General features: G+C 72.0%; 20 protein-coding genes. 10 read left to right on the top strand and 10 right to left on the bottom strand.

Annotated elements, in window-relative coordinates; genetic code table 11:
• The first annotated feature begins 270 nt into the window (after positions 1-270).
• From ACYQ77_RS17635 to ACYQ77_RS17610, 6 genes are all read left to right on the top strand, one after another.
• Entirely contained in the window at positions 271-840 is a 570-nt protein-coding gene (locus ACYQ77_RS17635) for a DUF5987 family protein (protein ID WP_459712567.1), read from the top strand.
• Positions 837-2,468, top strand: coding sequence for a GMC family oxidoreductase N-terminal domain-containing protein (locus tag ACYQ77_RS17630; RefSeq protein ID WP_459712565.1), 1,632 nt, complete (start codon positions 837-839; stop codon positions 2,466-2,468). Before ACYQ77_RS17635 ends, ACYQ77_RS17630 begins: the two co-directional genes overlap by 4 nt.
• A gap of 184 nt (positions 2,469-2,652) precedes the next feature.
• A complete protein-coding gene (locus ACYQ77_RS17625) occupies positions 2,653-3,138 on the top strand; it encodes a DUF6423 family protein (protein WP_459712965.1) in 486 nt (161 codons plus the stop codon).
• Positions 3,135-4,424 (top strand): NAD(P)-binding protein, encoded by a 1,290-nt coding sequence (locus tag ACYQ77_RS17620; RefSeq protein ID WP_459712563.1) that lies wholly within the window; start codon positions 3,135-3,137, stop codon positions 4,422-4,424. The genes ACYQ77_RS17625 and ACYQ77_RS17620 overlap by 4 nt, the downstream gene beginning before the upstream one ends.
• Entirely contained in the window at positions 4,417-4,851 is a 435-nt protein-coding gene (locus ACYQ77_RS17615) for a DUF6187 family protein (RefSeq protein ID WP_459712561.1), read from the top strand. Before ACYQ77_RS17620 ends, ACYQ77_RS17615 begins: the two co-directional genes overlap by 8 nt.
• A gap of 22 nt (positions 4,852-4,873) precedes the next feature.
• Positions 4,874-5,416, top strand: a complete 543-nt coding sequence (locus ACYQ77_RS17610; RefSeq protein WP_459712559.1) for a carboxymuconolactone decarboxylase family protein — start codon at positions 4,874-4,876, stop codon at positions 5,414-5,416.
• Between the two features lie 15 nt (positions 5,417-5,431).
• Here ACYQ77_RS17610 and ACYQ77_RS17605 read toward each other — a convergent pair whose 3' ends face one another.
• From ACYQ77_RS17605 to ACYQ77_RS17590, 4 genes are all read right to left on the bottom strand, one after another.
• Positions 5,432-6,232 carry an AfsR/SARP family transcriptional regulator gene (locus tag ACYQ77_RS17605; RefSeq protein ID WP_459712557.1) on the bottom strand — a complete coding sequence of 267 codons (801 nt, stop codon included), beginning with the start codon at positions 6,230-6,232 and terminating at the stop codon, positions 5,432-5,434.
• Positions 6,233-6,520: 288 nt separating this feature from the next.
• Positions 6,521-6,715, bottom strand: a complete 195-nt coding sequence (locus tag ACYQ77_RS17600; RefSeq protein WP_459712555.1) for a hypothetical protein — start codon at positions 6,713-6,715, stop codon at positions 6,521-6,523.
• A complete protein-coding gene (locus ACYQ77_RS17595) occupies positions 6,712-7,359 on the bottom strand; it encodes a hypothetical protein (RefSeq protein WP_459712554.1) in 648 nt (215 codons plus the stop codon). The genes ACYQ77_RS17600 and ACYQ77_RS17595 overlap by 4 nt, the downstream gene beginning before the upstream one ends.
• A gap of 47 nt (positions 7,360-7,406) precedes the next feature.
• Positions 7,407-8,342 carry a hypothetical protein gene (locus ACYQ77_RS17590; RefSeq protein ID WP_459712552.1) on the bottom strand — a complete coding sequence of 312 codons (936 nt, stop codon included), beginning with the start codon at positions 8,340-8,342 and terminating at the stop codon, positions 7,407-7,409.
• 197 nt (positions 8,343-8,539) lie between these two features.
• Here ACYQ77_RS17590 and ACYQ77_RS17585 point away from each other — a divergent pair, with 197 nt between their 5' ends.
• Positions 8,540-8,704: a hypothetical protein gene (locus tag ACYQ77_RS17585; RefSeq protein ID WP_459712550.1), complete on the top strand. Its 165-nt coding sequence runs from the start codon at positions 8,540-8,542 to the stop codon at positions 8,702-8,704.
• Between the two features lie 86 nt (positions 8,705-8,790).
• On the opposite strand, the gene ACYQ77_RS17580 is transcribed toward ACYQ77_RS17585, so the two are convergent.
• Entirely contained in the window at positions 8,791-11,904 is a 3,114-nt protein-coding gene (locus tag ACYQ77_RS17580) for an AfsR/SARP family transcriptional regulator (RefSeq protein ID WP_459712548.1), read from the bottom strand.
• 442 nt (positions 11,905-12,346) lie between these two features.
• Between ACYQ77_RS17580 and ACYQ77_RS17575 the strand changes: the two genes are divergently transcribed.
• The 3 genes from ACYQ77_RS17575 to ACYQ77_RS17565 are packed head-to-tail and all read left to right on the top strand — an operon-like array spanning position 12,347 to position 14,248.
• Positions 12,347-13,081: a winged helix-turn-helix transcriptional regulator gene (locus ACYQ77_RS17575; RefSeq protein WP_459712546.1), complete on the top strand. Its 735-nt coding sequence runs from the start codon at positions 12,347-12,349 to the stop codon at positions 13,079-13,081.
• Between the two features lie 29 nt (positions 13,082-13,110).
• Positions 13,111-13,647 (top strand): hypothetical protein, encoded by a 537-nt coding sequence (locus ACYQ77_RS17570; RefSeq protein ID WP_459712544.1) that lies wholly within the window; start codon positions 13,111-13,113, stop codon positions 13,645-13,647.
• A gap of 1 nt (position 13,648) precedes the next feature.
• Positions 13,649-14,248: a DUF6239 family natural product biosynthesis protein gene (locus tag ACYQ77_RS17565; RefSeq protein ID WP_459712542.1), complete on the top strand. Its 600-nt coding sequence runs from the start codon at positions 13,649-13,651 to the stop codon at positions 14,246-14,248.
• Between the two features lie 157 nt (positions 14,249-14,405).
• Here the strand turns inward: ACYQ77_RS17565 and ACYQ77_RS17560 are convergent, their stop codons facing one another.
• The 5 genes from ACYQ77_RS17560 to ACYQ77_RS17540 all read right to left on the bottom strand — a co-directional run bounded on the left by ACYQ77_RS17560 (position 14,406) and on the right by ACYQ77_RS17540 (position 21,322).
• On the bottom strand, positions 14,406-14,600 hold the full coding sequence (locus ACYQ77_RS17560; protein ID WP_459712540.1) for a hypothetical protein: 195 nt from the start codon (positions 14,598-14,600) through the stop codon (positions 14,406-14,408).
• Positions 14,601-14,666: 66 nt separating this feature from the next.
• The gene (gene cmdF / locus ACYQ77_RS17555) at positions 14,667-16,271 is read right to left on the bottom strand and encodes a tyrosine 2,3-aminomutase (protein ID WP_459712538.1); all 1,605 of its coding nucleotides are present in this window, start codon (positions 16,269-16,271) and stop codon (positions 14,667-14,669) included.
• 6 nt (positions 16,272-16,277) lie between these two features.
• Positions 16,278-19,448, bottom strand: coding sequence for a non-ribosomal peptide synthetase (locus ACYQ77_RS17550; RefSeq protein ID WP_459712536.1), 3,171 nt, complete (start codon positions 19,446-19,448; stop codon positions 16,278-16,280).
• A gap of 204 nt (positions 19,449-19,652) precedes the next feature.
• Positions 19,653-20,642, bottom strand: coding sequence for a PLP-dependent cysteine synthase family protein (locus ACYQ77_RS17545; RefSeq protein ID WP_459712533.1), 990 nt, complete (start codon positions 20,640-20,642; stop codon positions 19,653-19,655).
• Positions 20,639-21,322: a winged helix-turn-helix transcriptional regulator gene (locus ACYQ77_RS17540; protein WP_459712531.1), complete on the bottom strand. Its 684-nt coding sequence runs from the start codon at positions 21,320-21,322 to the stop codon at positions 20,639-20,641. The genes ACYQ77_RS17545 and ACYQ77_RS17540 overlap by 4 nt, the downstream gene beginning before the upstream one ends.
• Positions 21,323-21,325: the final 3 nt, after the last annotated feature.

The following is a 21,325-nucleotide window of genomic DNA, read 5'->3' as shown; positions in this document are numbered from 1 at the left end:
GTCGCGTCGTCGTATGAATTGACGGTATGGTGGTGGAAATTTGCTGGCAACCGTGTTCCTTTCTGGCTCGACGTCCGGACTACCCGCGACTCGGCGGCGCACGACGATCGCTCAAGGGAGCCTTGATGTCGCAGGTCGGCACGGCCCGCGCGGGCCGCTGCGCACGGAGGAAGATGTGTCGGCCGAGCGCGATCGCGCAGAATCGGAGAGCAGCCGGAACGTTTCCTCAAATAACCGTTAATCCGGCTCGCGGCATCGGCAGGAGGAGTCGTGGGAGCAGGCGCCGAATTCGACGACCACGTCGAGACAAGCACCTTGGAGGCATTCGCGGACACGATCCTGCCCGGTGTCAAACGCCACCCGGACGATCGTGCGATCGCCGGTGTGTGCGACGACCCCGGCGCGGTCGAGGCGGGTGCCCTCGAGTTGCTCAGGGACCCGGCGACCGGCGTCACGGCCGGGCTCGGCCCGCTGGCGCAGGCGCTCAACGGGCACGCGCTGGCCTACGCCGAGGCGCACGGCCGCGCACTGGACGACGACGTGCCGCCGTTCGTCGCGCTGGACTACGACGACCGGGTGGCGCTGATCGCGGAGCTGACCGCGCCCGGCCACCCGGAGCAGAGCGGCTGGGTGCTGCTCGCCATGTTCAGCAACATGGCGTTCGACAGCGCGGCGCACCGCAGCACCGCCGAGGCGCTCGCCGACGGCCACCCCGGTCTGATCCAGATGGGGTTCGCCAAGCCGGACAGCGACGGGCTGTGGCGGTTCCCCGACTTCAGCTATGGCCAGGAGCTGGCCAAGCGCCACCCCAACACGACGGAATCCGGGAGCCCGGCATGAGTGCGACCGAGACCACCGACGTCCTGGTCGTCGGCAGCGGCTTCGGCGGTTCCATCGCGGCCTACCACCTCGCCGCGGGCGGGGCGAAGGTCGTCGTGCTGGAACGCGGCCCGTGGCTGGAGGGCAAGGACTTCGACCACGACTACCTCCTCGGCAAGTCCTACACGCGGGTGTTCGACTTCGTCGCCGGCGACGGGATGAGCGTCCTCGGCGGGAACTGCGTAGGCGGCGGCAGCGTGGTGTACTTCGCCGCGCTGCCCCGCGCCCCGCGCTACGTCTTCGAGAAGCAGGGTTCGATCGGCCGCCGCATCTGGCCGGCCTCGATCACCCGCGAGTCCCTCGACCCGTGGTACGACCGGGTGTCCGAGGTGCTGCCGGTCAGCCAGCAGGACTGGAACGACATCAGCTACGCGGGCGGGCTGTGGGCCGCCGCGTGCCACCACTCGGGCCACACCGCGAACCCCGTTCCGGTCGGCATCGACACCGCCAAATGCACCAACTGCAACTGGATGATGGCCGGCTGCCGCTTCGACGCGAAGCGGTCGATGCTGCTGAACTACCTGCCCGCCGCGTTGTCGCACGGCACGGAGATCCGGCCGCTGCACGAGGTCCAGAAGATCACGCGCACCGAGGACGGGAACTACCGCGTCCACTACAACAACATCGACGACGTCGACTACCGGGTCACCACCGGCAGCGGCGTGATCGAGGCGAAGATCGTCGTCCTCGCGGCGGGCTCGGCGGCCACCCCGGTGATCCTCCAGCGCTCCGAGGGTGATCTCGGGACGATGCCGCACGGCGTCGGCCGGTACTTCTCCGGCAACGGCGAGCGCCTCAACACCGCGATCATCAACGAGGAGCGCGTCGGCGAGGTGCTCGGCCTGCGCAGGCCCAACGGCGCGGTCTACGAGGCCAACCAGATCGGCAAGGGCCCGGTCGTCGCCTGCTGGGACAACGTCGACGGCGACAAGCCCGAGTACTCCCGCTTCTCGATGGAGCAGCTCTACTTCCCGCCGGGGCTCGGCACCATCCTCGCCCAGGTGCCCGGCAAGACCAGCGCCACCTGGTTCGGCAAGGAGAAGAAGGAGATGCTCAAGAAGTGGAAGTCGTGGCTCACGATCTTCCTCATGACCGAGGACGACAACGAGGGCGTCTTCGGCCCGCCGCCGCCGACCGGCAACGCCTACCGCATCTCCCAGCAGATGCTCGGCAAGGGGCCGCTCCGCTACGACCCGACGCCGAACACGTTGCGTGGCTGGGCGGAGGCCGACGCCGCCGCGAAGGAGATCCTCGAGAAGGACGGTCTCGCGACGCTGGCGCCGTGGACGAACGACCTGGTCGGCGCGTACACGGTGCACCCGTTGTCGTCGTGCCGGATCGGTGACGACCCGGCCACCTCGGCACTGGACGACCGGCACGAGCTGCGCGGCCACCCCGGCATCTTCGTCACGGACGGTTCCGCGGTCCCCAGTGCGCTGACCGTCAACCCCGCGCTCACGATCGCGGCGCTCGCCGAGCGGGCGATCCCGGGCATCGTGCGCGCGGCCAGGGACCGGGGCGTCGAGGTCACCTACGGCGCGCCGCTGCCCACCGCGGCGAACACCAGGCCGGTGACGGGCGCCGCGTGACCGCGCTTCGGTCCTTTGTAGACAGATCGGAGTATTGAGTGGTCCGGGACGGTGTGTCACGCTGGTTGTGCGGAACGCGTCCGCCGGGGTCACATCCCGACAGGTGTCTGGGAGGTCTGAGTTCATGTCGCTCGAGGTTCCAGGTTTAGACGTGTCCGGGCGGGTGCGCGCCAGGGACATCCAGATGGCGGGTGTCGCCGACGTGCGCCGCCGGGTGCTGATGGTCTCCGGGGCCATCGACGCCGTCGACTACGACGTGTCGGTGTCGATCAACCTGCCGGAACCCGGCCGGTGGCAGATCATCAAGTCGGAGACGAACCTGACCGACCAGACCTGGGTCGCCATGCAGGTCACCACCGACGAGGACACGCACTTCGTCGAGGGCGGCGACGCGATGGTGATGTCCCGCCAGTTCGCCAAGTCCTTCCTCACCCCCGACATGCGCAGGCTGACGTTCTTCGACGGCGAGGTCCGGCCGGGTGAGGCCGTGCTCAAGGTGTTCGAGATCGAGACCGACGTGCGCAGACCCGCGTACGCGCACGCCAGGTACAGCCCCGTCTCCTCGGACAGCGCGGAGCGGTCCGAGGAACTGCTGCAGCAGATGGTCACCGATGGCATGCCGGATCGGCCGACCATCGAGGTGATCGTGCCCGTCACGGTCATCGGGTGACCAGGTTCCTGCCGCACCCCCGTCTGCTCGAGTCGCCGCGCCACCGGGACTGGCCCGCCCGTCCCGGTGGCGCTCGGCCGCCCGCCGGCCCGCCGCCCGGCACCGCCGACGTGGTCGTCGTCGGCGCCGGGCCCGCGGGACTGGCGGTGGCGGCCGCGCTGTGGCACCTCGGGGTGCACGACGTCGTCATCGTCGACCGGAACGGCAGGCCCGCGGGCCGGTTCCTCGACCGGATCGACCGGATCGGGCAGCGGGTCCTGCGGTCGCCGTACGAACACCACCCCGGGGTCGAGGGGTACCGCGACTGCGAGCTGCGCGACTTCGCGCGGATGCACTGGGGATTGCTCACCCCGGTGGAACGCCGTGAGGTCCGGATGTCGCAGGCGGGCCACCGTTCGGTGGTGCCCGTGGACGTGTTCGAGGCCTACTGCGCGCACACCGCGCACATCCACGGCGTGCCGGACCGCCTGTGGCGCGGCGAGGTCCGCGAGCTCGACCTCGGTGGTGCGCGGGTGGCCGTGCGCGGCGACGGGTTCGCCGTCGACGCCAGGTACGTCGTGCTGTGCCAGGGCGAGGAACGCCGGGACGCGCCTGCCGGGTGGTGGTCCGGCGAACGCCCGGCCGCGGTCGGGTACTGGGACGAGCCGCCGCCGACCGGCGCGGGCCACGAGATCGTCGTCGGCGCCGGGCTGACGTCGGCGCACCTGATCCACAACGCGCTCGGGCGCGGCGCCCGGGTGTCCTGGGTGCTGCGCGAGACGGCCGAGCGCTACCAGTGCTCCGACGTCAACGCGTCGTTCTTCCGCGCGGAGGGCCGGGCACGCTTCGACCGCGTGCCGTGGACCGACCGCATGGCGCTGATGCGCCGCGAACGGCGTGCCTCGGTCATGTTCGAGTTCCGCCCGCTGTTGCGGGCGGCCGAGGCCGACGGGCGGCTGTCGGTGCACCGCGGCGCCGAGGTGGCCGCGGTCGGCGACGGGGAGGTGCTGCTTCGCGACGGCACCCGGGTGACCGGGGACCACGTGTGGCTCGCGCTGGGCACGGTCCCGTCCACCGGCGCCGGGTTGCTGCCCGGCGAGGCGGTCGGCGAGCGGGACGGCTGGCCCGACCTCGACGAGCGCACGCTCGCGTACCGCGCCGAGTCCAGGGTGTTCGTGGCGGGCGCACCGACGTGCATGGTGCTCGGCCCCGCCGGGCGCAACATCGACGGCCACCGGGTGGCCACCGCCCGCATCGCCACGAGCATCGCAGCGGGACTGCGGGAGCAGACGGTGGCACATGTCTGAGTACGACACCGAGTTCGCCCTCCCTGCCGTCGACGAGGAGCCCGGCACCGAGCTCGGCGTGCTGTTGATGGGTCTCGGCCCGGAGCGGTTGCTCGCCGGGCTCGGCGTGGCCGTGGGCGAGGCGCCGGAGGACCCGGTCACCGCCACCCTGGTCGTGGACCAGTTGCGCCACGGCGCCCGGCCGGACCGGACGTTCGCGGCGGCGCTCGCCGCGGGCGCGGCGCGCTGGCGGGCGGTCCGGCCGAGACTGGCCGAGACGGCCCCCGCCACCGCGTACCGGTCCGCCGCGCTGCGCAGGCAGTGGACGGCCGCCGCGGACGTCGTGACCGCGGCGGCCGTGACGGACGGCGCCGCCCAGCGGGTGTACCTCGCGGCCTGCTGGCTGCGCCGCACCGACATCGACCGCCTCGCCGACCAGAACCCCTGACCGGAACCGTGGAGGACCACACATGCCGCACTTCCCGTCCCTGCCCGACGACGCCGTGCTGATGGACGTCTTCCGCGCCTACCCGGAGACGTCCCGGCCGCTGCTCGACTACCACGAGGTCGTGATGCGGGGCCCGTCCCCGTTCACCGCGGGGGAGCGCGAGCTGATCGCCGCGTACGTCTCCGGCGTCAACTCCTGCGGCTACTGCCACGGCGTGCACACGGTCACCGCGGAGGCCTGCGGGATCGCGGCGGGCGCGGCCCCGGCCGCGGTCGCCGACGTGGACACCGCGCCGGTGGACGACCGCATGCGGCCCGTGCTGCGCTTCGTCCGGAAGCTCACCACCGCGCCGGCGTCGGTGACCCGCGCCGATGCCGACGAGGTGCTCGGCGCGGGCTGGGACGAGCGCGCCCTGCACCACGCGATCATGATCTGCGCCCTGTTCAACTTCATGAACCGCATGGTGGAGGGACACGGCATCCGCGCGGGCGCGGACTACTTCGCGACCTCCGGGAAGCGACTGGAGGAGGTCGGGTACGCGGGCCTGAGCAAGCTCATCGGGTGACCGGGGCGGCCGCCGTCAGGCGTTGAACACCACGTTCGGGTCCTCGACCCCGAGCTGCCCGGTGAGGATCGCGTGGTGCAGCTGCCGCACCCGGGGGGACGGCTCGACGCCCAGCTGGTCCACCATCGCCGCCCGGAGCCGGTGGTAGGCCGCCAGCGCCTGGCTCTGCCTGCCGCTGCGGTACAGCGCGATCATGTGCTGCACGCAGAAGTTCTCCAGCATCGGGTGCCGCACGCACAGGGTCGCCAGCTCGCCGAGCAGCTGGTGGTGGCGGCCGAGGCGGAGGTCCGCGTCGATGCGCAGGTGCAGGTCGCCGAGCCGGTTCTCGTCGAGACGCATCGCCTCGATCGCCAGCTGCGGCCCGGTCGGCAGGTCGGCGAGCGCGGGCCCACGCCACAACCGCAGCGCCTCGGCCAGCGCACGTGACGCGGTCTCGTGGTCGCCTTCGTTGACCGCCTGGCGGCCCGCGGAGGAGAGCTGTTCGTAGCGGATGGCGTCGACCGCGGTCGGCTCGACGCTGAGCAGGTAACCCGCCCGCCGGGTGACCAGGATGTCCTTGGCGGTCAGGCCGCCGTTGCCCAGCGCCGTGTCGAGGTTCCTGCGCAGTTTCAGGATGTAGGTGTGTAATGTCGTGACGCCGGTGCGGGGAGGATGACTCGCCCAGATCTCCTCGGTGAGCGAACTCGCCGTCACGACCCGGCCCGCGTTCAGCGCCAGAATCGCCAGCAGCTGGCTCGGTTTGCTCGCCGTGGGGACGATGGACAGGCCGTTGACGGAGACTTCGAGCGGACCGAGAACATTGATTTCTACGCGCATGACATATCTCTTTTCTCGATGCCGCCCGGATCGAGCCAGAAACACGAACGCCCATTCACCGACGTCGGTGAATGGGCATTCAAAAAATAGGCACAGCTCCGCTGCGAAAAAAGCGTGACAGAACGTCGGGACGTTGTCAAGCGGGACTCGAGCGCACGGTGGGACCGGCTCGTGGTAGTGGCGTTGGGCAGGAGTGCGACGGACACTGGCGGCTCCGGTGCCCATTCGACGAACAATTCCCCGTGACGCCCCATCGCCATCGCCCACCTTCTTTTTGTCTCGTGGTGCCTAGGTCACCCTGGTGCCCTCGCGCCCGGCGACCAGGACGTACAGTTCCGCCAGGTCGTATTCGGCCCGGCCGGGTGTGCCGTAGCGGGTGAGCTTGCCGCGGCTCGCCCACTTGCGGATCGTGGCCTCCGGCACGCCGGCGGCCAGTGCCGCCAGCTCCGTCGGCACCGTGGTGCGGCTGATGTTCCGCGTCATTCCCCACCCTCCCGGGACGAATCCAACCGATGTTCGTTGCGCAGCAGCAGCCACTGGTCCGGTGGCCACTCGTGGCCGGCGTCGCAGCGGATCCGCGTCGGTGGGTGGCCCTCGGCACGCACCGTCCACCCGCAACCCGGGCGGGTGCACGGACCCAGCGACATCTCGGTGCGGGGCTCCGGCTTCAGCACCTCGCGGGCGCGGTCGGCGAGCACGGCCAGTTCGTCGGTGAAGTCCGCGCCCGCCGGGTGCGCGGTGAGCCAGTTGAAGTGGATCAGCACGAACGTCGAGAGGCGCGGGATGCTCAGCTCGTCGGGACCCGGGACGCCGCGTTCGCTCGTCACCAGCCCGCACCACGACGCGAGCACGCCGAGGATGTCGGACCGGATGCTCACCACGGCGTCGCGCAGCACGATGCCGCCCGGCCTGCGGCCGCTGACCCGTTCCTGCGGCTGCGAGTGGCGCACGTCGAGCACGTAGGCGCACATCTCGTACAGGGCGGGCAGTTCGAGCAGGCTCTCCTCCGCGTCCTTGCGGCACTCGGCGCAGACCACGAGACCGGGCACCGTGCGGGACGGGATGCCGGCGTGGCGCTGGCTCTGGCAGAACGCACCGTCGTCGTTGTCGCGCACCCCTTCGACCATGGTGGTCACTCTCCGTCCCGCGTGGGAGTCATGGTGGGCGGTGGTGGTCATACCGTCACCCGCAGACCGAGGCCGCTGCGCAACGCGGACTCGGCGATCGTGTTGGCGAGGTGGATGTCCGGGGTCTGCGCGCTCAGCAGCTCGACCACGACGACGTCGTCCTGCCGCTCGCGTCCCGGCCGCGCGCCCGCGAGCAGCTGGCCGAGGTCGGCGGCGATCGCGGGCGGGTGGAGGTCGTCCCGGCTGCGCTCGGGCCCGGTCGTCCGGTGGGCCAGGTGCCGCGCCACGACGTGGCGGTCGGCGTGCCTCGGCAGCAGGGCGAGGTCGTCGACGTAGATCTGGTCGACGTGGTCGAGCAGGTCGGCGGGCAGGTCGTGGCCGGACGTGTTCACCAGCAGGGTGCCCCGGACGAGGTCGTGGATCGAGGCCTGCTCGATGCCCTCGCTCAGCGCGCCGTCGCTCGCCGCGACGACCAGGTTGGCGCCGAAGAGCGAGTCGGCCAGCTCCGCCACCACGGCGAACCCGATGCCCGCGAGGTCGAGCTGGTCGACGAGGCGCGGTTCGAGCGTGTCGCAGTCCGGCTTGTCGGTGAAGCGCACGGCGACGTGCACGATGTCGGGCACGTGCCGGGCGAGCACGGTGAGCTGCGCCTGCGTCGCGAAGCGGGCGCCGAGGATCGCGACGGTGACGCCGCCGGGATCCAGCAGCTCCCTGGCGGCGAGCGCCGCCAGCGCGGCGGAGTGGATCATGCGCAGGACGGCGGCCGGCATCGCGCACCCCAGCCCGGGCCCGAGGTCGTCGGACAGGACGTACTCGGTCTCGGTCGCGGCGCCGGTCCACGGGACGAGCGTGCTCGTGCACTCCTTGCCAGGGTCACCGATGGTGCGCCGGATCAGCTCCTCGGCGAGCAGTTCGACCGGGTCGACCGCCTCCAGCGTGCGCAGCACGTCCTCCGTGTCGAGCCGCAGGACGGTCCTGGCCATCGCACTCGCCTCCATCACGCGGATCCGATGAGGCAAATCTTCCCGAGTGGCCTACTCCCATCCCATCGAACCGCTATCGCCGGTCGATAGCGGGCAGTTAAGCAGCGAAATGTCAACGCAAAGCGACTGGCCGTTGACTCGGACTCGAGCAGGATCCACTGCCGTCCGGGAACCACGATGGGCCGAGGAGAACAAGCATGTTCACACTCCGGAAGACTGTTGCCGCCACGCTCGTCACGCTCGCCGGTGCCGCGGGTTTGCTGGTCGCAGGCATCTCGGCGAGCGCGTTAGCCCAGGGCGACACGGTGCACCGCGAGGTGTCCGTGCTCGCGGATTCGCCCTGGGGCAGCCCCCGGCCGTGAGGCTGCTCGGCACCGGGCGACGCCGTACCCGCGCGGGCACGGCGTCGCCCCGCACGCCGTCCGGCGCCGGCGGCCGCGGCCCCGCCTCAGCCCATGCTGTTCACGATGTCGATGTCGACGTCGGGCCAGAGCGTCGCCTTGACGGCGGCCAGTTCCGAGGACAGCCGCTCCGCCTCCTTCGAGTCGGCCATCGCGAGCAGTTCCTCGGCCTGGAGGAGCTCCCGCTTGGCGAGCTCGAGGTTGCCCGCCCCCTGGTGCACGTCGGAGAGGAGGATCAGCGTCTTGGCGTGCCACACCGTCGACCCGAACTCGCCGAACAGCTGTTTCGCCTCGTTGAGGTGCACCAGCCCGGCCCCGCTGTTGCCCCTGGCGAGCGCGATCTCGCCCAGCGCGTACAGCGACTGGGCCTCGATGAGGCGTTCGCCGACCTGCCGCGCGAGTGAGTGCGCGTGCTGCAGGGTCGCCTTCGCGTTGTCCAGCCTGCCCGCGCGCTGGCGCACCACGCCCACCCCGTACAGCGCGTGGGCCTCGCCGATGCGGTCGCCGATGTTGCGCACGATCAGGAGCACCCGGTTGAACGCGCGGTGGGCCTCGTTCACCTGGTTCTCGCCGAGGTGCAGCTCGGCGAACCGGATGACCACCTGCGCCTCGCCGCGCAGGTATCCCGCCCGGCGGGCGCACGCCAGCGCCTTGTCGAGCAGCTCCCGCGCGCGCCCGGTGTCGCCCTCGTCGATCCGCAGCTTCGCGAGGCTCGCGAGGATGCCCGCCTCGCCGACCGGGTCGTCGACCTGGTGCATCAACCGCAGCGCGTCGTGGTACTTGGCGAGCATCGCCGTCGAGCGGCCGCGCAGCCGGTCGACCACGGCCCCGTTGCGCAGCACCAGCGCGCAGCCGTGCGCGTCGCCGTCGGCGCGGAAGATCTCCAGCGCCGCCGCGAAGTGTTCCTCGGCGTCCGCGAGGCGGCGCTGCGAGAGCGACAGGGATCCCAGCGAGTACCGCATCGCGGCCTGGCCGCGCCGGTTGCCCGCCCGGGTGGTGGCCTCGAGCGCGACCTGCGCGGTCTCCCGCCAGTCGTCGAAGTGGCCCTTCACCTCGAACAACGTCACCGACGTCAGCGCGAGGTCCCAGCACAGCTCGTCCTCGCCCACCATGGCGGCGAGGTGCACGGCCGCCACCAGCGACCGGCGTTCGGCGTCCAGCCACTCCATCGGGTTGGCGAGCACGTCGGTGGTCTCGTGGTCCGCCTCGTCGCGCGGGTGCCAGCGCGGCCCGGCACCGTGCAGGACCGTGTAGTCACCGCCGTACTGCTTGCGGTGCGCGGTCTCCGCCTTCGCGAGCCACGCGCCGACCACCCGGACGATCGCCGCGTGCCGGTCGTCGTCGGAGTTCTCCTCGAGCAGCCGCTCGTGGGCGTACACCCGGATGAGGTCGTGGAAGCGGTAGCGCGGGTGCTCGCCGGGGTAGGCGACGGTGTCGAGCAGCTGGGCCTCGACGAGCTGCTGCAGGACCTCCTCGGCGTCGAAAGGGTTGCTGTCCAGCAGCGCGGCGGCCGTCCAACCGGGGAAGCTGGGGGTGGGGATGAGGGCGAACAGCCGGAACAGCGCCTTGGCGTCCTCGCGGAGCACCCGGTACGTCAGCCCGATGCTCGAGCGCAGCTCCAGCCCGTGGTAGGTCAGCTCGTCGAGCCTGCGGGCGGTGTTGCGCAGCCGCGCGACGAGGACGTCGAGCCGCCAGTGCGGGCGGGAGGCGAGCCGGGCGCCCGCGATCCGGATCGCGAGCGGCAGCCGGCCGCAGAAGTCGACCAGCTCGACCGCCGCCTCGTGCTCGGCGGACATCCGGTCCGTGCCGATGATCTTGGCGAGCATCTTCAGCGACAGGTCGACGTCGAACGGGTGGATGCCGATCAGCGCCGCGCCGGGCAGGCCCGACAGCGGCGACCGGCTCGTCACGATCACCGCGCAGCCGGGCCCCGCGGGCAGCAGCGGGACGATCTCGTCCTCCCACCGCGCCCCGTCCAGCACGACCAGCACCCGCAGGTTCGCGACCCTGCTGCGGTACATGTCGGCCTTCTCCTCGACGTCCGCGGGCACGGTGGAGCCGTCGACCCCGAGGGCGCGCAGGAAGCGGTCGAGCACGTCCTGCACCCGGCCGGTGCCCGACGGCGCCTCCAGGTCGGCGTAGAGGTGGCCGTCCGGGTAGACGTCGCGCAGCTCGTGGGCCGCGCGGATCGCGAGCGTGGACTTGCCGACGCCGCCCTTCCCGGAGATCGCCACGATGCGCATGCCGAACCGGGTGTCCGGGTCGCCGCCGGACAGCGCCCCGCGGATCGCGGCGAGCTGTTCCTCCCGGCCGGTGAAGTCGGCGATGCTGGCGGGCAGCCTGCGCGGCATCACCACCGGCGGCTCGGGCGCCGCGATGGTGCCCGCGGGCGCCGGGTCGGCGCCGGTCGACGCCAGGTCCAGTTCCGGCGTCCGCTTCAGTATCGAGGTCTCCAGCCGCTGCAGGGACGTGCCCGGCTCGATGCCGAGCTCGTCGACCAGGGTCCTGCGCGCCCGCCTGCCCACCTCCAGCGCCTCGGCCTGCCTGCCGGAGCGGTAGAGGGCGAGCATGAGGAACTCGTAGAGCCGTTCCCGCAACGGGTGCTCCTCGACCAGCGCGGTCAGCTCGCCGATCGTCGCCTCGTGCCTGCCGAGCGCGAGGTCGAGCTGGACGCGTTCCATCACGGCGGCCAGCCGGGCGTGCTCGAGCTGGTCGGCGCCGCGGCGCACCAGCTCGCTGTGCAGGTCGGCGAGGGCGGCGCCGCGCCACAGCCCGAGCGCGGTGCGCAGGGTGGCGACCGCCTCGGAGTCGCGGCCCGCGTCGGCGTGCGCCCGCGCAGCCTTGACGAGCTCGGCGAACTGTTCGGTGTCGAGCTGGTTGGGCGGCACCTCGAGCTGGTAGCCGGGGGAGCGGGTCCTGATGTGCAGCGGGACCCCGGCCTCGACGAAGATCTTGCGCAGTGCGGAGACGCAGATCTGCACCTGTGCGCGCGCGGTCGTCGGCGGTGTGGTGTCCCATACGGCGTCGATGAGCGACTCGAGCGGCACGATGCGATTGGCGTTGAGCGCCAGCATCGCGAGCACCACCCGCTGCCGCGGCCCACCGAGGTCGTATTCCTGACCGCCGCTGGACAGCTCCAACGGGCCCAGGAGCCGTAACACGAGCGCCACCCCCTGAAAAGCAGGCTCGGTCGTGGCGCGCACATCGAGTCATCGCCCGGAAGCGCGCCCGTGTCGATCTCACCTGCGGTCACCCAAATGGCTAACGACAGTTACCACTTTGGTCGAGAGTAGCTCACAATCGCACTGAACCGGTAGATATGCGCAATTTCGGATTTGCCTCACGCAACGTGACCATGCCTCCGGGGCGGCCAGGGCACGTCCGGAGATGCGGTTGGACGCCGCCGCCCAGGACGATGGGACAACAGGTATCGACCGTCGCCCACTGGCGCGAAACGAGGGCCCCTTCGGTTTCCGCGTGCGGTGAGTGGAAGAGATTGGACGCGGGGCCATGAGCGAATCGCCCTGGAAAGTGATCGTCGATGGCGATCATCTGACGATTTCCAGCGACGCCTTCACGTTTACGACAAGCGGGACCGACCCCATGCGGCTCGAGGGGGTGCTCGCCGACCTGCAGAGCGCGCTGCGCGGCACATACGGCCAGTTCTGCGGCGTGTCCATGGCCGCCGAAATGGTGGGGGAGCGGTGGGGGTTCCACATCATCCGGGATCTGATCCTGGGACCGAAGTCCGTCGCGGAGCTGACCGAGGGACTGCCCAGGATGTCGCCTGCGCTGTTGTCAAGGCGGCTCAAGGAACTGGCGTTCGTCGGGGTGGTCCGGCAGGTTGACGTCGACGCCACCGGCACGGATGATCCAGCACAGGAACGGTACGAGCTCACCGCCTACGGCCATGCGGTGGAGGACGCGGTGCTGGAACTGGGAAGGTGGGGCGCGCTCGCCCTGGCGTTGCCGCGCCACGACGACATCGTCACCGAGTCCTCGCTCCTGGTGGCGCTGAAGGCGACCTTCCTGCCCGAGATGGCGCGGGACACGCGGGTGAGCTTCGAACTGCACGTCGCGGGCTGCGTGGTCAACGCGCGGGTCGTCGACGGCGTGCTCGCGGTCGGCGCCGGGCCGTGGCCCGGCGCGGATGCCGTGCTGGACATGGGATCCGCACTCCTGGACCTGTGGAACGGCCAGGTGACCGCGGCCGAGGTGCTGGCCACCGGGCAGGTGCTCGTCGACGGCGATCCCGCGCTGCTGGGCCGTTTCGTGGAGATGTTCCAGCTCCCGAGGCTGCCCGCGCCAGAGCGCGCCACGCCCAGGGTGCTCACCTGATGCGACCACGAACGGAAAGGGGCCCGAGCATGGGACCTGGCGGTTTGCTGAACACGCGCTACCACAAGGCCACGTTGATGGTCTTCATGGTGGTCGTGCTCGCCCACTGGGCGGAGCACCTCGCGCAGGCGTTCCAGATCTACGTGCTCGGCTGGCCGCGTCCGCAGGCAGGCGGTGTCCTCGGGCTGTTCTACCCGTGGCTGGTCAAGTCGGAGTGGCTGCACTACGGGTTCGCCGTGGTCATGCTGGTCGGCTTCGTGACACTGCGGCACGGGTTCACCGGGCGGTCCAGGACATGGTGGAACGCGGCCATGTGGATCCAGGTGTGGCACCACTTCGAGCACTTCCTCTTGCTGGTGCAGGCGTTGACGGGCGCGTACCTGCTGGGTGCGAAGGTGCCGACGAGCATCGCCCAGCTCGCGTTCCCGAGGGTGGAGCTGCACCTGTTCTACAACGCCATCGTGTTCGTCCCCATGGTGGTGGCGATGCTCTACCACCGCAGGGAGGAACAGGTCGAGGCCGGGCCGCTGCGGTGCTCGTGCGTGCCGGCGGTCGCGAGCGCCTGACGTGCTCGCCGAACTGACGCCCGCCGTCCTGCTCGCGCAGGGCGGCGGGCACGGCCATGTGCTCACCGTGGGGGTGAGCATCGGCCCGACCGTGCTGCGGATGGCGCTGCTCGCGGCGATCCCCGTCGTCGCGGGTTTCGCGCTGCTGCGGGGTTTTCTCGCCGAACCCGACCAGCGGACGAGGACCGCGGTGATCGCGGCGGCCTGCGGCGCGGTGGTGCTCGAGCTGCTGCTCTCCGGTGGACTGGACCTGTCGGAGCGGCTGGTGCCGCTGGTGCTCGCGCTGCTCGTCCTGCCCCTCTACCTCGTGCGGTCCCGCGACCCGAGGTTCACGCCCGCCGTCGACCTGGCGCGCCGGTTCGCGCCGTGGATCTTCTGGCCCGCCGCCGTCGCGGCGGTCGGCCTGTTCGCACGGGCGTGGCTCGTCCGCGCCGAACCGGCGCGCACCGAGACGGCGTTGCACACGGGCGTGGTGGTCGCACTCGTCGCACTGGCGTGGTTCACCGTCGCCCGGTCCGGCTGGCGCGAGCGGTTGGGCGGTTGCGCACTGGCGATGGTGCTCATGGCGGGCGCGGCGCAGGCGATGGTCATGTCCGCCTGATGCCGCCGAAGGTTCCGCCCTTCGCGGGGCGCCGGCACCGCACCTCGGTCGCACGCGGTTCCGGCGAAGAGACCAACCTCCGCTACCCCACCCGCACACGACGACGGTCCCGCACCCCGGAACGGGATGCGGGACCGTGTCGTCGTGCGGTCGTCCGCTACGCGGCGTCACGCAGCCGGCGGGCTTCCTCGTCCGCGGCGATGTCGGCGAGGATGTCGGCCCAGACGATTCCCCGGGCGAGGTTGGCCTGTGGGTAGGGCAGCCGCTCCTCGACCAGGCTCACCGGGGGCAGGGGGTTGCGCGCGTCGTCGCGGTCGGCCGCCGCGCGGGACGTTCCGTCGAACCGGGGCACGGTCGTTCACCATCCTTCGGTAGTGGTGGCCCGCCGGCCCGCACCGGGCCGGCGGGCCACCGGGGATCAGCGCAGCTGGATGCCGGTGCCGTCGAGCGCGGACAGGAACGTGCCCGCGCCGATGGCGGCCGCCACCCGCTCGATGTCGTCGGCCATGTACCGGTCCTGCTCCAGGGTCGGCACCAGCGACCGGATCTTGTCGTAGGTCAGCTTCGACGCCGGGCTGAGCTGCGCGTACCGCCCGGACACGTCGACCGCCTGCGCGGCGGCGAGGAACTCGACCGCCAGGATGTAGGTGTTGTTCGACAGCACGCGGCGCGCGTTGCGGCCCGCGATCAGGCCCATGCTGACCACGTCCTGGTTGTCACCGTTGGACGGCACGCTCTGGGTGCTGGCCGGGCCGATGGTCCGGTTCTCCGCCACCAGCGCGGTCGCCGGGTACTGCGCACCGGCGAACCCGCAGTTGAGGCCGGGGTTGTCGGCGACGAGGAACTCGGGCAGGCCGGACAGGTACCGGTTGAGCAGCCGGTTGGTGCGCCGCTCGGAGAACACGCCGAGCTGGGTGAGCGCGATCGTGACGAAGTCCAGGACGAACGCGACCGGCTGGCCGTGGAAGTTCGCGCCGTGGAAGACTTCCTTGCCCTCGAAGAAAAGCGGGTTGTCGTTCGAGGAGTTGAGCTCGGTCTCGATCGTCTCCGCCGCGTGGTACAGGGTGTTCCGCACCGCGCCGACGACCTGCGGGATCGCGCGCAGCGTGTACGCCTTCTGCAGGTAGACGTCGGTGCGCGAGACGTCGCCGTCGGTCTGCTGCTCCTTGGCCTGGCGGCGGAGGTCGGCGTGCTCGACCGCGAGCGCGCTGCCCCGCATCAGTTCCCGCATGTTGGCCGCGTTGTCGATCTGGCCGCGGTGCGGGCGGGCGATGTCGTGGCCCTCGGCCTGGAACGGGCTGGTGGAACCCTGCATGGTCTCGACCACCAGCGCGGTGACCTGCTCCGCCTGCCGCACCTGGTCCAGCGCGCGGCCGACGACGAGCGCGCCGAGCCCGGTCATCGCGGAGGTGCCGTTGATCAGTGCCAGGCCCTCCTTGAACTTCAGGTCGAGCGGCGTGATGCCGTGCGCGGCCAGGACCGGGCCGGTGGGCGTGGTGCCGCCGTCGCTCAGCACGTAACCCTCGCCGATGACGGTGCTCGCGATGTGCGCGAGCGGGCCGAGGTCGCCGCTCGCGCCGAGCGAACCGATCTCCGGGATGGCGGGGACGATGCCGAGGTTGAGGTACAGCGCCAGCCGCTCGAGCAGTTCGGGCCGCACCGCGGAGTAACCCTTGGCCAGCGCGTTGAGCCGGGCGGCCACGATCGCCCGCGCCTCGTCCTCGGCGAACACCGGGCCGACGCCCGCGCTGTGGCTGCGGACCAGGTTCGTCTGCAGCTCGGTCTCCTTGGACAGGTCGACCAGCATGTAGATCATCTCGCCGTAGCCGGTCGTCACGCCGTACACGGGGACGCCGTCCCGCACGGTGTTCTCGAACATGCGCCTGCTGCTCGCGGCCCGGTCCAGGGCGGAGTGCGCCAGCTTCACCGGCGCCCCTTCTTCCGCGACCCGACGGACGCCTGCGATATCGAGCTTGTAGCCGTCGAACTCCAGCGACGGCGTCGTGTTGTCAACAAGGGCCACGGTTTTTCACCCAATCCTGGTTTCGGGAACTGCTTGTACTCCGTTCGGCAAGCCGGACCGGGCCGCGAGGCCCGCGATCGTGGGGTCGGCGAGGAACTCCCGCGGCGACACGGCGACGCCCGCCTGCTCGCGCACCCGGCTGAGCAGGACGGGCACGAGGAGCGAATGGCCGCCCGCGGCGAAGAAGTTCTCGTCCGCGCTCGCGGGCGCGGTGCCGAGCACGGCGGACCAGACGCCGGCGAGCACCTCGTCCACGTCGGACGCCGCGGTGCCGGCGGGCGCCGGGCGGGCGGTGGGCACCGGCAGCCTGCGCCGGTCGACCTTGCCGCCGAGGTTGCGGGGGAGTCCCAGCATGGTGTGGAACGACAGGGAGTACTTCGACCGGCCGAACCTGGCCTGCAGCACGGCGCGCCAGTCCTTGGCGGAACCACGTGCCGCGCCGGTCTCGTCCCGCACCGGCACGACGTGCGCGACGAGGCGGGTCACCAGCCCTTCGGCGTTGCTGACCGCGACGACCGCGCACTCCGCGATGGACTCGCACCCGGCGAGCGCGGACTCGATGTCGGTGAGCTCGACCCGCACACCCTGAAACTTCACCTGCAGGTCGCGCCTGCCGAGGAACTCGAGCGCACCGTCCCACCGGCGCCTGCCGAAGTCGCCGGTCCGGTAGCACCGGACGGGCGCGATGCCGTGCTCGGCGGGCGCGCGCGGTGGTGCGAACGCCGTGCGCTCGCCCGCCGCCGCGCCGGTGTACCCGGCGGTGACGTGCGGGCTCAGCACGACGATGTGCCCGGTGACCCCGGTGGGGCACGGCCGGTCCTGGTCGTCGAGGACGAGGACCTGCCTGCCCGGGATCGGCCCGCCGATCGGCACCGTGCCCTCGGCCTCGCCGGTGACCTCGTGCCAGGTGGCGAGGATCGTCTCGGTCGGCCCGTAGAGGTTGACCAGCCGCGCCGACGGCAGCGTCGCGCGTGCCGTGTTCGCGAGCTCGCCGGGCAGCGCCTCGCCCGCCAGCAGGAGGTGGTCGAGTGCGGGCAGCGGGCCCTGTTCGCCTGCCACGTCCCGGGCGGCGACGGCCTTGAGGACCTCCCTGGCGAAGGACGGCACGGTCTGGAACACCGTGATCGCCACGTCGGCCAGCCAGTCCGCGAGCCGCTCCGGGTGCACCCGGATCCGGTCGGGCACCGGGTACAGCGTCGCGCCCGCGGTGAGCGCGGCGAAGGTCTCGACCAGGCTCGCGTCGTAGCCCGCGGCGGCCCACTGCGCGAGCCGGGAGCCCGGGCCGATGCCGAACTCGGCGGCGAACCAGCCGACGAACTGGGCGAGGCTCGCGTGGGTGGTGGGGATGCCCTTGGGACGGCCGGTCGACCCGGAGGTGTACGCGACGTAGGCGGGTGCGTCCGGCCGGGCCTGTGCGGGCGCCACCGTGCCCGGCTCGCCGAGGTTGCCTGCGTCGAGCACCAGGCCACCCAGTTCGTCGCGGAACCAGCGGGCGAGGTCGTCGTCCAGGGTGTCGCCGTGCGCCAGCAGGCACGCGGGCCGCAGGTCGGTGAGGACGGCGCGGCCGCGCTCGCCCGTGTCGCCGGTGCCGAGGCACACCAGGTGGGCGCCGGCGTCGAGGACGCCGAGCAGCGCGGCGACCTGCCGCGGTCCCTGGGGCAGCCGTACCGCGACCGCGGCGCCGTCGACGAGACCGTGGCGCAGCAGCGCGCCGGTGACCGCGGCCGCGGCGCGGACCAGTTCGCCGTAGCTCACCGTCGTGCCGTCGAGGACGACCGCCGGTGCGTCCGGGTGCCGTCGCGCGAACGCGTGCACCCGCGCGGGCGCCGTGGTGCCGGGGTCCGCGGCCGGGGTCAGGTCCGCGGCGCGGGTCGTGGCGAGCAGTCGTTCCGGCGGCGTCAACGGCAGTTCGCCGACCGGCAGCGACGGCCGGTCGAGCGCCGCGGTGAGGAGGGTGTGGAGCTGGTCGAGCAGCTGGCGGGCCGAGTCCCGGTCGAACAGGCTCGTCCGGTAGGTCAGCGAACCGGTGATGGCGCCGTCGGCGCCCTCGTCCGGGTGGACGGTCAGCGCGAGGTCGGCGAGCGCCGTCGTGTGTTCCGCGACGACGGCGCGGACCTCGGTGCCCACCAGGCGAGGCGCGGTCCGGGTCGCGTACACCAGCACCGCGTCCGCGAGCGGTGTCCGCAGCGGGTCCCGTTCCGGTCGCACCGCCCGCACGACGCGGTCGAACGGGACCGCCGCGTTGGCGCGCGCGGTGCGCGCCGCGTCGGCGACCCGGCGCAGGTGCTCACCGAACCCCGGGTCGTCCGCGAAGCCCGCGCCGAGCACGACGAGGTTCTCGAACACGCCGACACGGCCCGTCTCGTCGGGTCGCCGGATGCTCACCGGCGTGCCGACCGCCACGCGCTCCGCGGCGCTGAGCCGGTGCAGCAGGACCTGGAACGCGGCGAGCAGCACGACGTCGTCCGTGGTGTGCTCGACAGCGGCCAGCACGGACACCGCGGCGCCCACACCGTCCCACGTGAACTCGAGGACACCGCCCGGGCTCACCGGGCCGTCCCGCCGGGGGCGGTCGGTCGCCAGGTGCAGCGGCGGGGGCGGCGGGGCGAGCTCGGCGGCCCACCAGTCCAGCGCGTCGCGCGCCCCCGGGCCCTCGCCGCGATCCCGTTGCCACTGCGCGAAGTCCGCGTGCCGGGTGGCGGGCAGCGCGGGCAGTGCGGGCCGCGCGCCGGCGATGGCCGCGGCGTAGCACGTGGACAGCTCGGTGAGCAGGATGGCCGCGGACTCGTGGTCGACGACGGCGCGGTGGGCGTCCAGCACCAGCAGGTGCTCGTCGTGGCCGAGCACGACGGCGGTCAGCCGGACGAGCGGTCCCTCGTCGGGGCGCACGGTGGGCATGGGCGGCTCGGCGCCGGTCAGGACCCGCGGATCGGTGGCCGCCTCGGCGCTGACCCAGCGCTGGGGGACACCGCCGGGCGCGGGCAGCGTCGTGCGCAGCGCGTCGTGCCGCGCCACGAGCACGCGCCACGCGTCGCGCAGGGCGGTGAGGTCGAGCGGGCCGGTGACCCGGTGGGCGAGCCTGCGCACCGGCGCCTGGTCGTCCACTTGCGACAGATACCACCAACCGTCCTGTGCCGGTGAGGTGGCGCTACGGGTACCGTTCGAGTCGAGTGCCATTTCCCCGCTCGGCCTCCGTCTCGTGTGCTGACCGCGGGAACCGTGGAGCGTGAGGTGCCACGCTCGTGCCGCGATTCAGCATCACACCCGCCGGTTCACCGCCGCATCTCCGGTCATGCGCGAGGTGGTGCCGCGTGTTCCGGGCACACGAGCACGGCCGCCGTCGTCCTCGGGGGACGCCGGCGGCCGCGGTGGTCCGGGCGTTCAGACCGCCCGTGGGTATGCGTGCTCCACAGTGGACGAACCGAGGAAGAGGTCGCCGTAGAGGTCGCCCCGGTCCGGGAAGAACGTCAGCACGTTGCGCGCCCTGGTGCTCGCCACGAGCTTGGCCGCGCCCTGGAAGGCGATGCCGGACGTCCCGCCGACGTGGATGCCCCGGGCGGCCAGCTCGCGGACGCCCTCGGCCGCCTCGTCGTCGGTGGCGTAGTAGACGTCCTCCACCATGTGCATGGCCGACCGCATCACCTCGGGCACCGAGTTCTGGTTGCCGATGCCGCGCAGCACGCTCGGGCCCGGCGTGCCGCCGAACGTGGCGGAGCCGACGCGATCGGCCACGTAGCAGGGGATTCCCCTGGCACGCAACGCGCCGGCGAGACCGGAGAAGTGCCCGCCGGTGCCGACCACGAAGATCGCGGCGTCGATCCAGTCCAGGTCGAGCTTCGGCAGCACCTTCGGCACCAGCCAGCGGCGGTACACCGCCGGGTTGAGGTCGGAGTCGTTCTGGTCGGTCCAGTGCATGCCGGGGTGGGCCGACAGCAGGTCGTGCAGCAGCTCGACGCGTGCCTGTTGCGTGCCACCGGTGGGGTGCGGCCCGCTCACGAAGTGCAGCCGGGCGCCGAGCAGCTCGATCTTGCGCCGGGTGACCGCCGGGATGTTGCGGTCGGTGACCAGCTCGACGGGGTTGCCGAGGACCTTGCCCGCCAGTGCGAGGCTCACGCCGAGCGACCCCGACGTGGACTCGATCACCGTCTGGCCCCGCTCGAGCAGGCCCCGTTCGTAGGCGAGCAACAGGATCCCGAACCCGAGGATGGACTTGAAGCTCGACTCCGTCGTGGTCATCCCGTAGATCGCCCGCAGCCGCCCGCCGGCGTCGCCGACCGGTCCGCAGTCGACGACCGGGAGATCGGTGAAGCCGTCGAGCATCGTCCGCGCGGTGCGCAGCGGGTCGGCGATCCGGTCCCAGTCCTCGATCATGCCCCGGCCCGCCCCTCGGACAGCGCGAACGCGGGCCGTTCCGGCGCGGGCGGGATGTGGAACAGCTCGACGAAGGTGCTGAGCAGGCGCGGATTGCCTTTGGTCTCCACGAGTTCGAGCCACAACGCGTCGGTGGGGCTCAGCTCGCCTGCCATCATGTGCTTGAGCACCGGTGAGTTGATCACCAGGTCGGCGCCGGGGAGCGTGCCCTCGCGGACGGTGAGCGCACCGTCGTCGACCAGCGCGTGCACGACCATCGGACCGAACCACAGCTCGAAGCCCGCGTGCACACCGGCCGCGCGTTCCGGCCGGAACGTGGCGCGCAGCGCCAGGATGGCCATGTCGAGGGTGAAGATGTCGCCGGGGCGCGGGTCACCCAGCGCCCGCGCGCCCCACCGGCCGAGCTGGAGCAGGATCGGCTCGAGGTCGCGGCCGTAGCCGGTCAGCTCGACGGTGGCCCGGTCGTCCCGGCCGCCGCGGTGGACGACGCCCGCGGTCTCGAGCTCGTCGAGCCGCGCGTCCAGGTCGGCGCTGGAGATGCCCGGGGTCGTCTCCCGGAGGTCGGCGACCCGCTTCGGGCCCAGGATGAGGTCTCGGATGATGGTCACCGACCACCGCGAGCCGATGATCTCGACTGCTTTCGCGAGGCCGCAGAACATCCCGTACGACTGGATGGTCATGCT

It is taken from the genome of Actinophytocola sp. KF-1 (genome assembly GCF_054661535.1).
The sequence above is the reverse complement of the archived record's forward strand: the minus strand, read 5'-3'. Positions and strand labels throughout refer to the sequence as shown.

Bases quoted from the DNA above. Each gene is read 5' to 3' on its own strand.
- ACYQ77_RS17545 (WP_459712533.1), bottom strand. From the start codon at position 20,642: ATGATCGAGGACTGGGACCGGATCGCCGACCCGCTGCGCACCGCGCGG.
- ACYQ77_RS17590 (WP_459712552.1), bottom strand. From the start codon at position 8,342: ATGGCCAGGACCGTCCTGCGGCTCGACACGGAGGACGTGCTGCGCACG.
- ACYQ77_RS17575 (WP_459712546.1), top strand. From the start codon at position 12,347: ATGCGGCTCGAGGGGGTGCTCGCCGACCTGCAGAGCGCGCTGCGCGGC.
- ACYQ77_RS17605 (WP_459712557.1), bottom strand. From the start codon at position 6,232: ATGCGCGTAGAAATCAATGTTCTCGGTCCGCTCGAAGTCTCCGTCAAC.
- ACYQ77_RS17550 (WP_459712536.1), bottom strand. From the start codon at position 19,448: ATGGCACTCGACTCGAACGGTACCCGTAGCGCCACCTCACCGGCACAG.
- ACYQ77_RS17615 (WP_459712561.1), top strand. From the start codon at position 4,417: ATGTCTGAGTACGACACCGAGTTCGCCCTCCCTGCCGTCGACGAGGAG.
- ACYQ77_RS17540 (WP_459712531.1), bottom strand. From the start codon at position 21,322: ATGACCATCCAGTCGTACGGGATGTTCTGCGGCCTCGCGAAAGCAGTC.
- ACYQ77_RS17600 (WP_459712555.1), bottom strand. From the start codon at position 6,715: ATGACGCGGAACATCAGCCGCACCACGGTGCCGACGGAGCTGGCGGCA.
- ACYQ77_RS17595 (WP_459712554.1), bottom strand. From the start codon at position 7,359: ATGGTCGAAGGGGTGCGCGACAACGACGACGGTGCGTTCTGCCAGAGC.
- ACYQ77_RS17630 (WP_459712565.1), top strand. From the start codon at position 837: ATGAGTGCGACCGAGACCACCGACGTCCTGGTCGTCGGCAGCGGCTTC.
- ACYQ77_RS17585 (WP_459712550.1), top strand. From the start codon at position 8,540: ATGTTCACACTCCGGAAGACTGTTGCCGCCACGCTCGTCACGCTCGCC.
- ACYQ77_RS17610 (WP_459712559.1), top strand. From the start codon at position 4,874: ATGCCGCACTTCCCGTCCCTGCCCGACGACGCCGTGCTGATGGACGTC.
- ACYQ77_RS17625 (WP_459712965.1), top strand. From the start codon at position 2,653: ATGGCGGGTGTCGCCGACGTGCGCCGCCGGGTGCTGATGGTCTCCGGG.
- ACYQ77_RS17570 (WP_459712544.1), top strand. From the start codon at position 13,111: ATGGGACCTGGCGGTTTGCTGAACACGCGCTACCACAAGGCCACGTTG.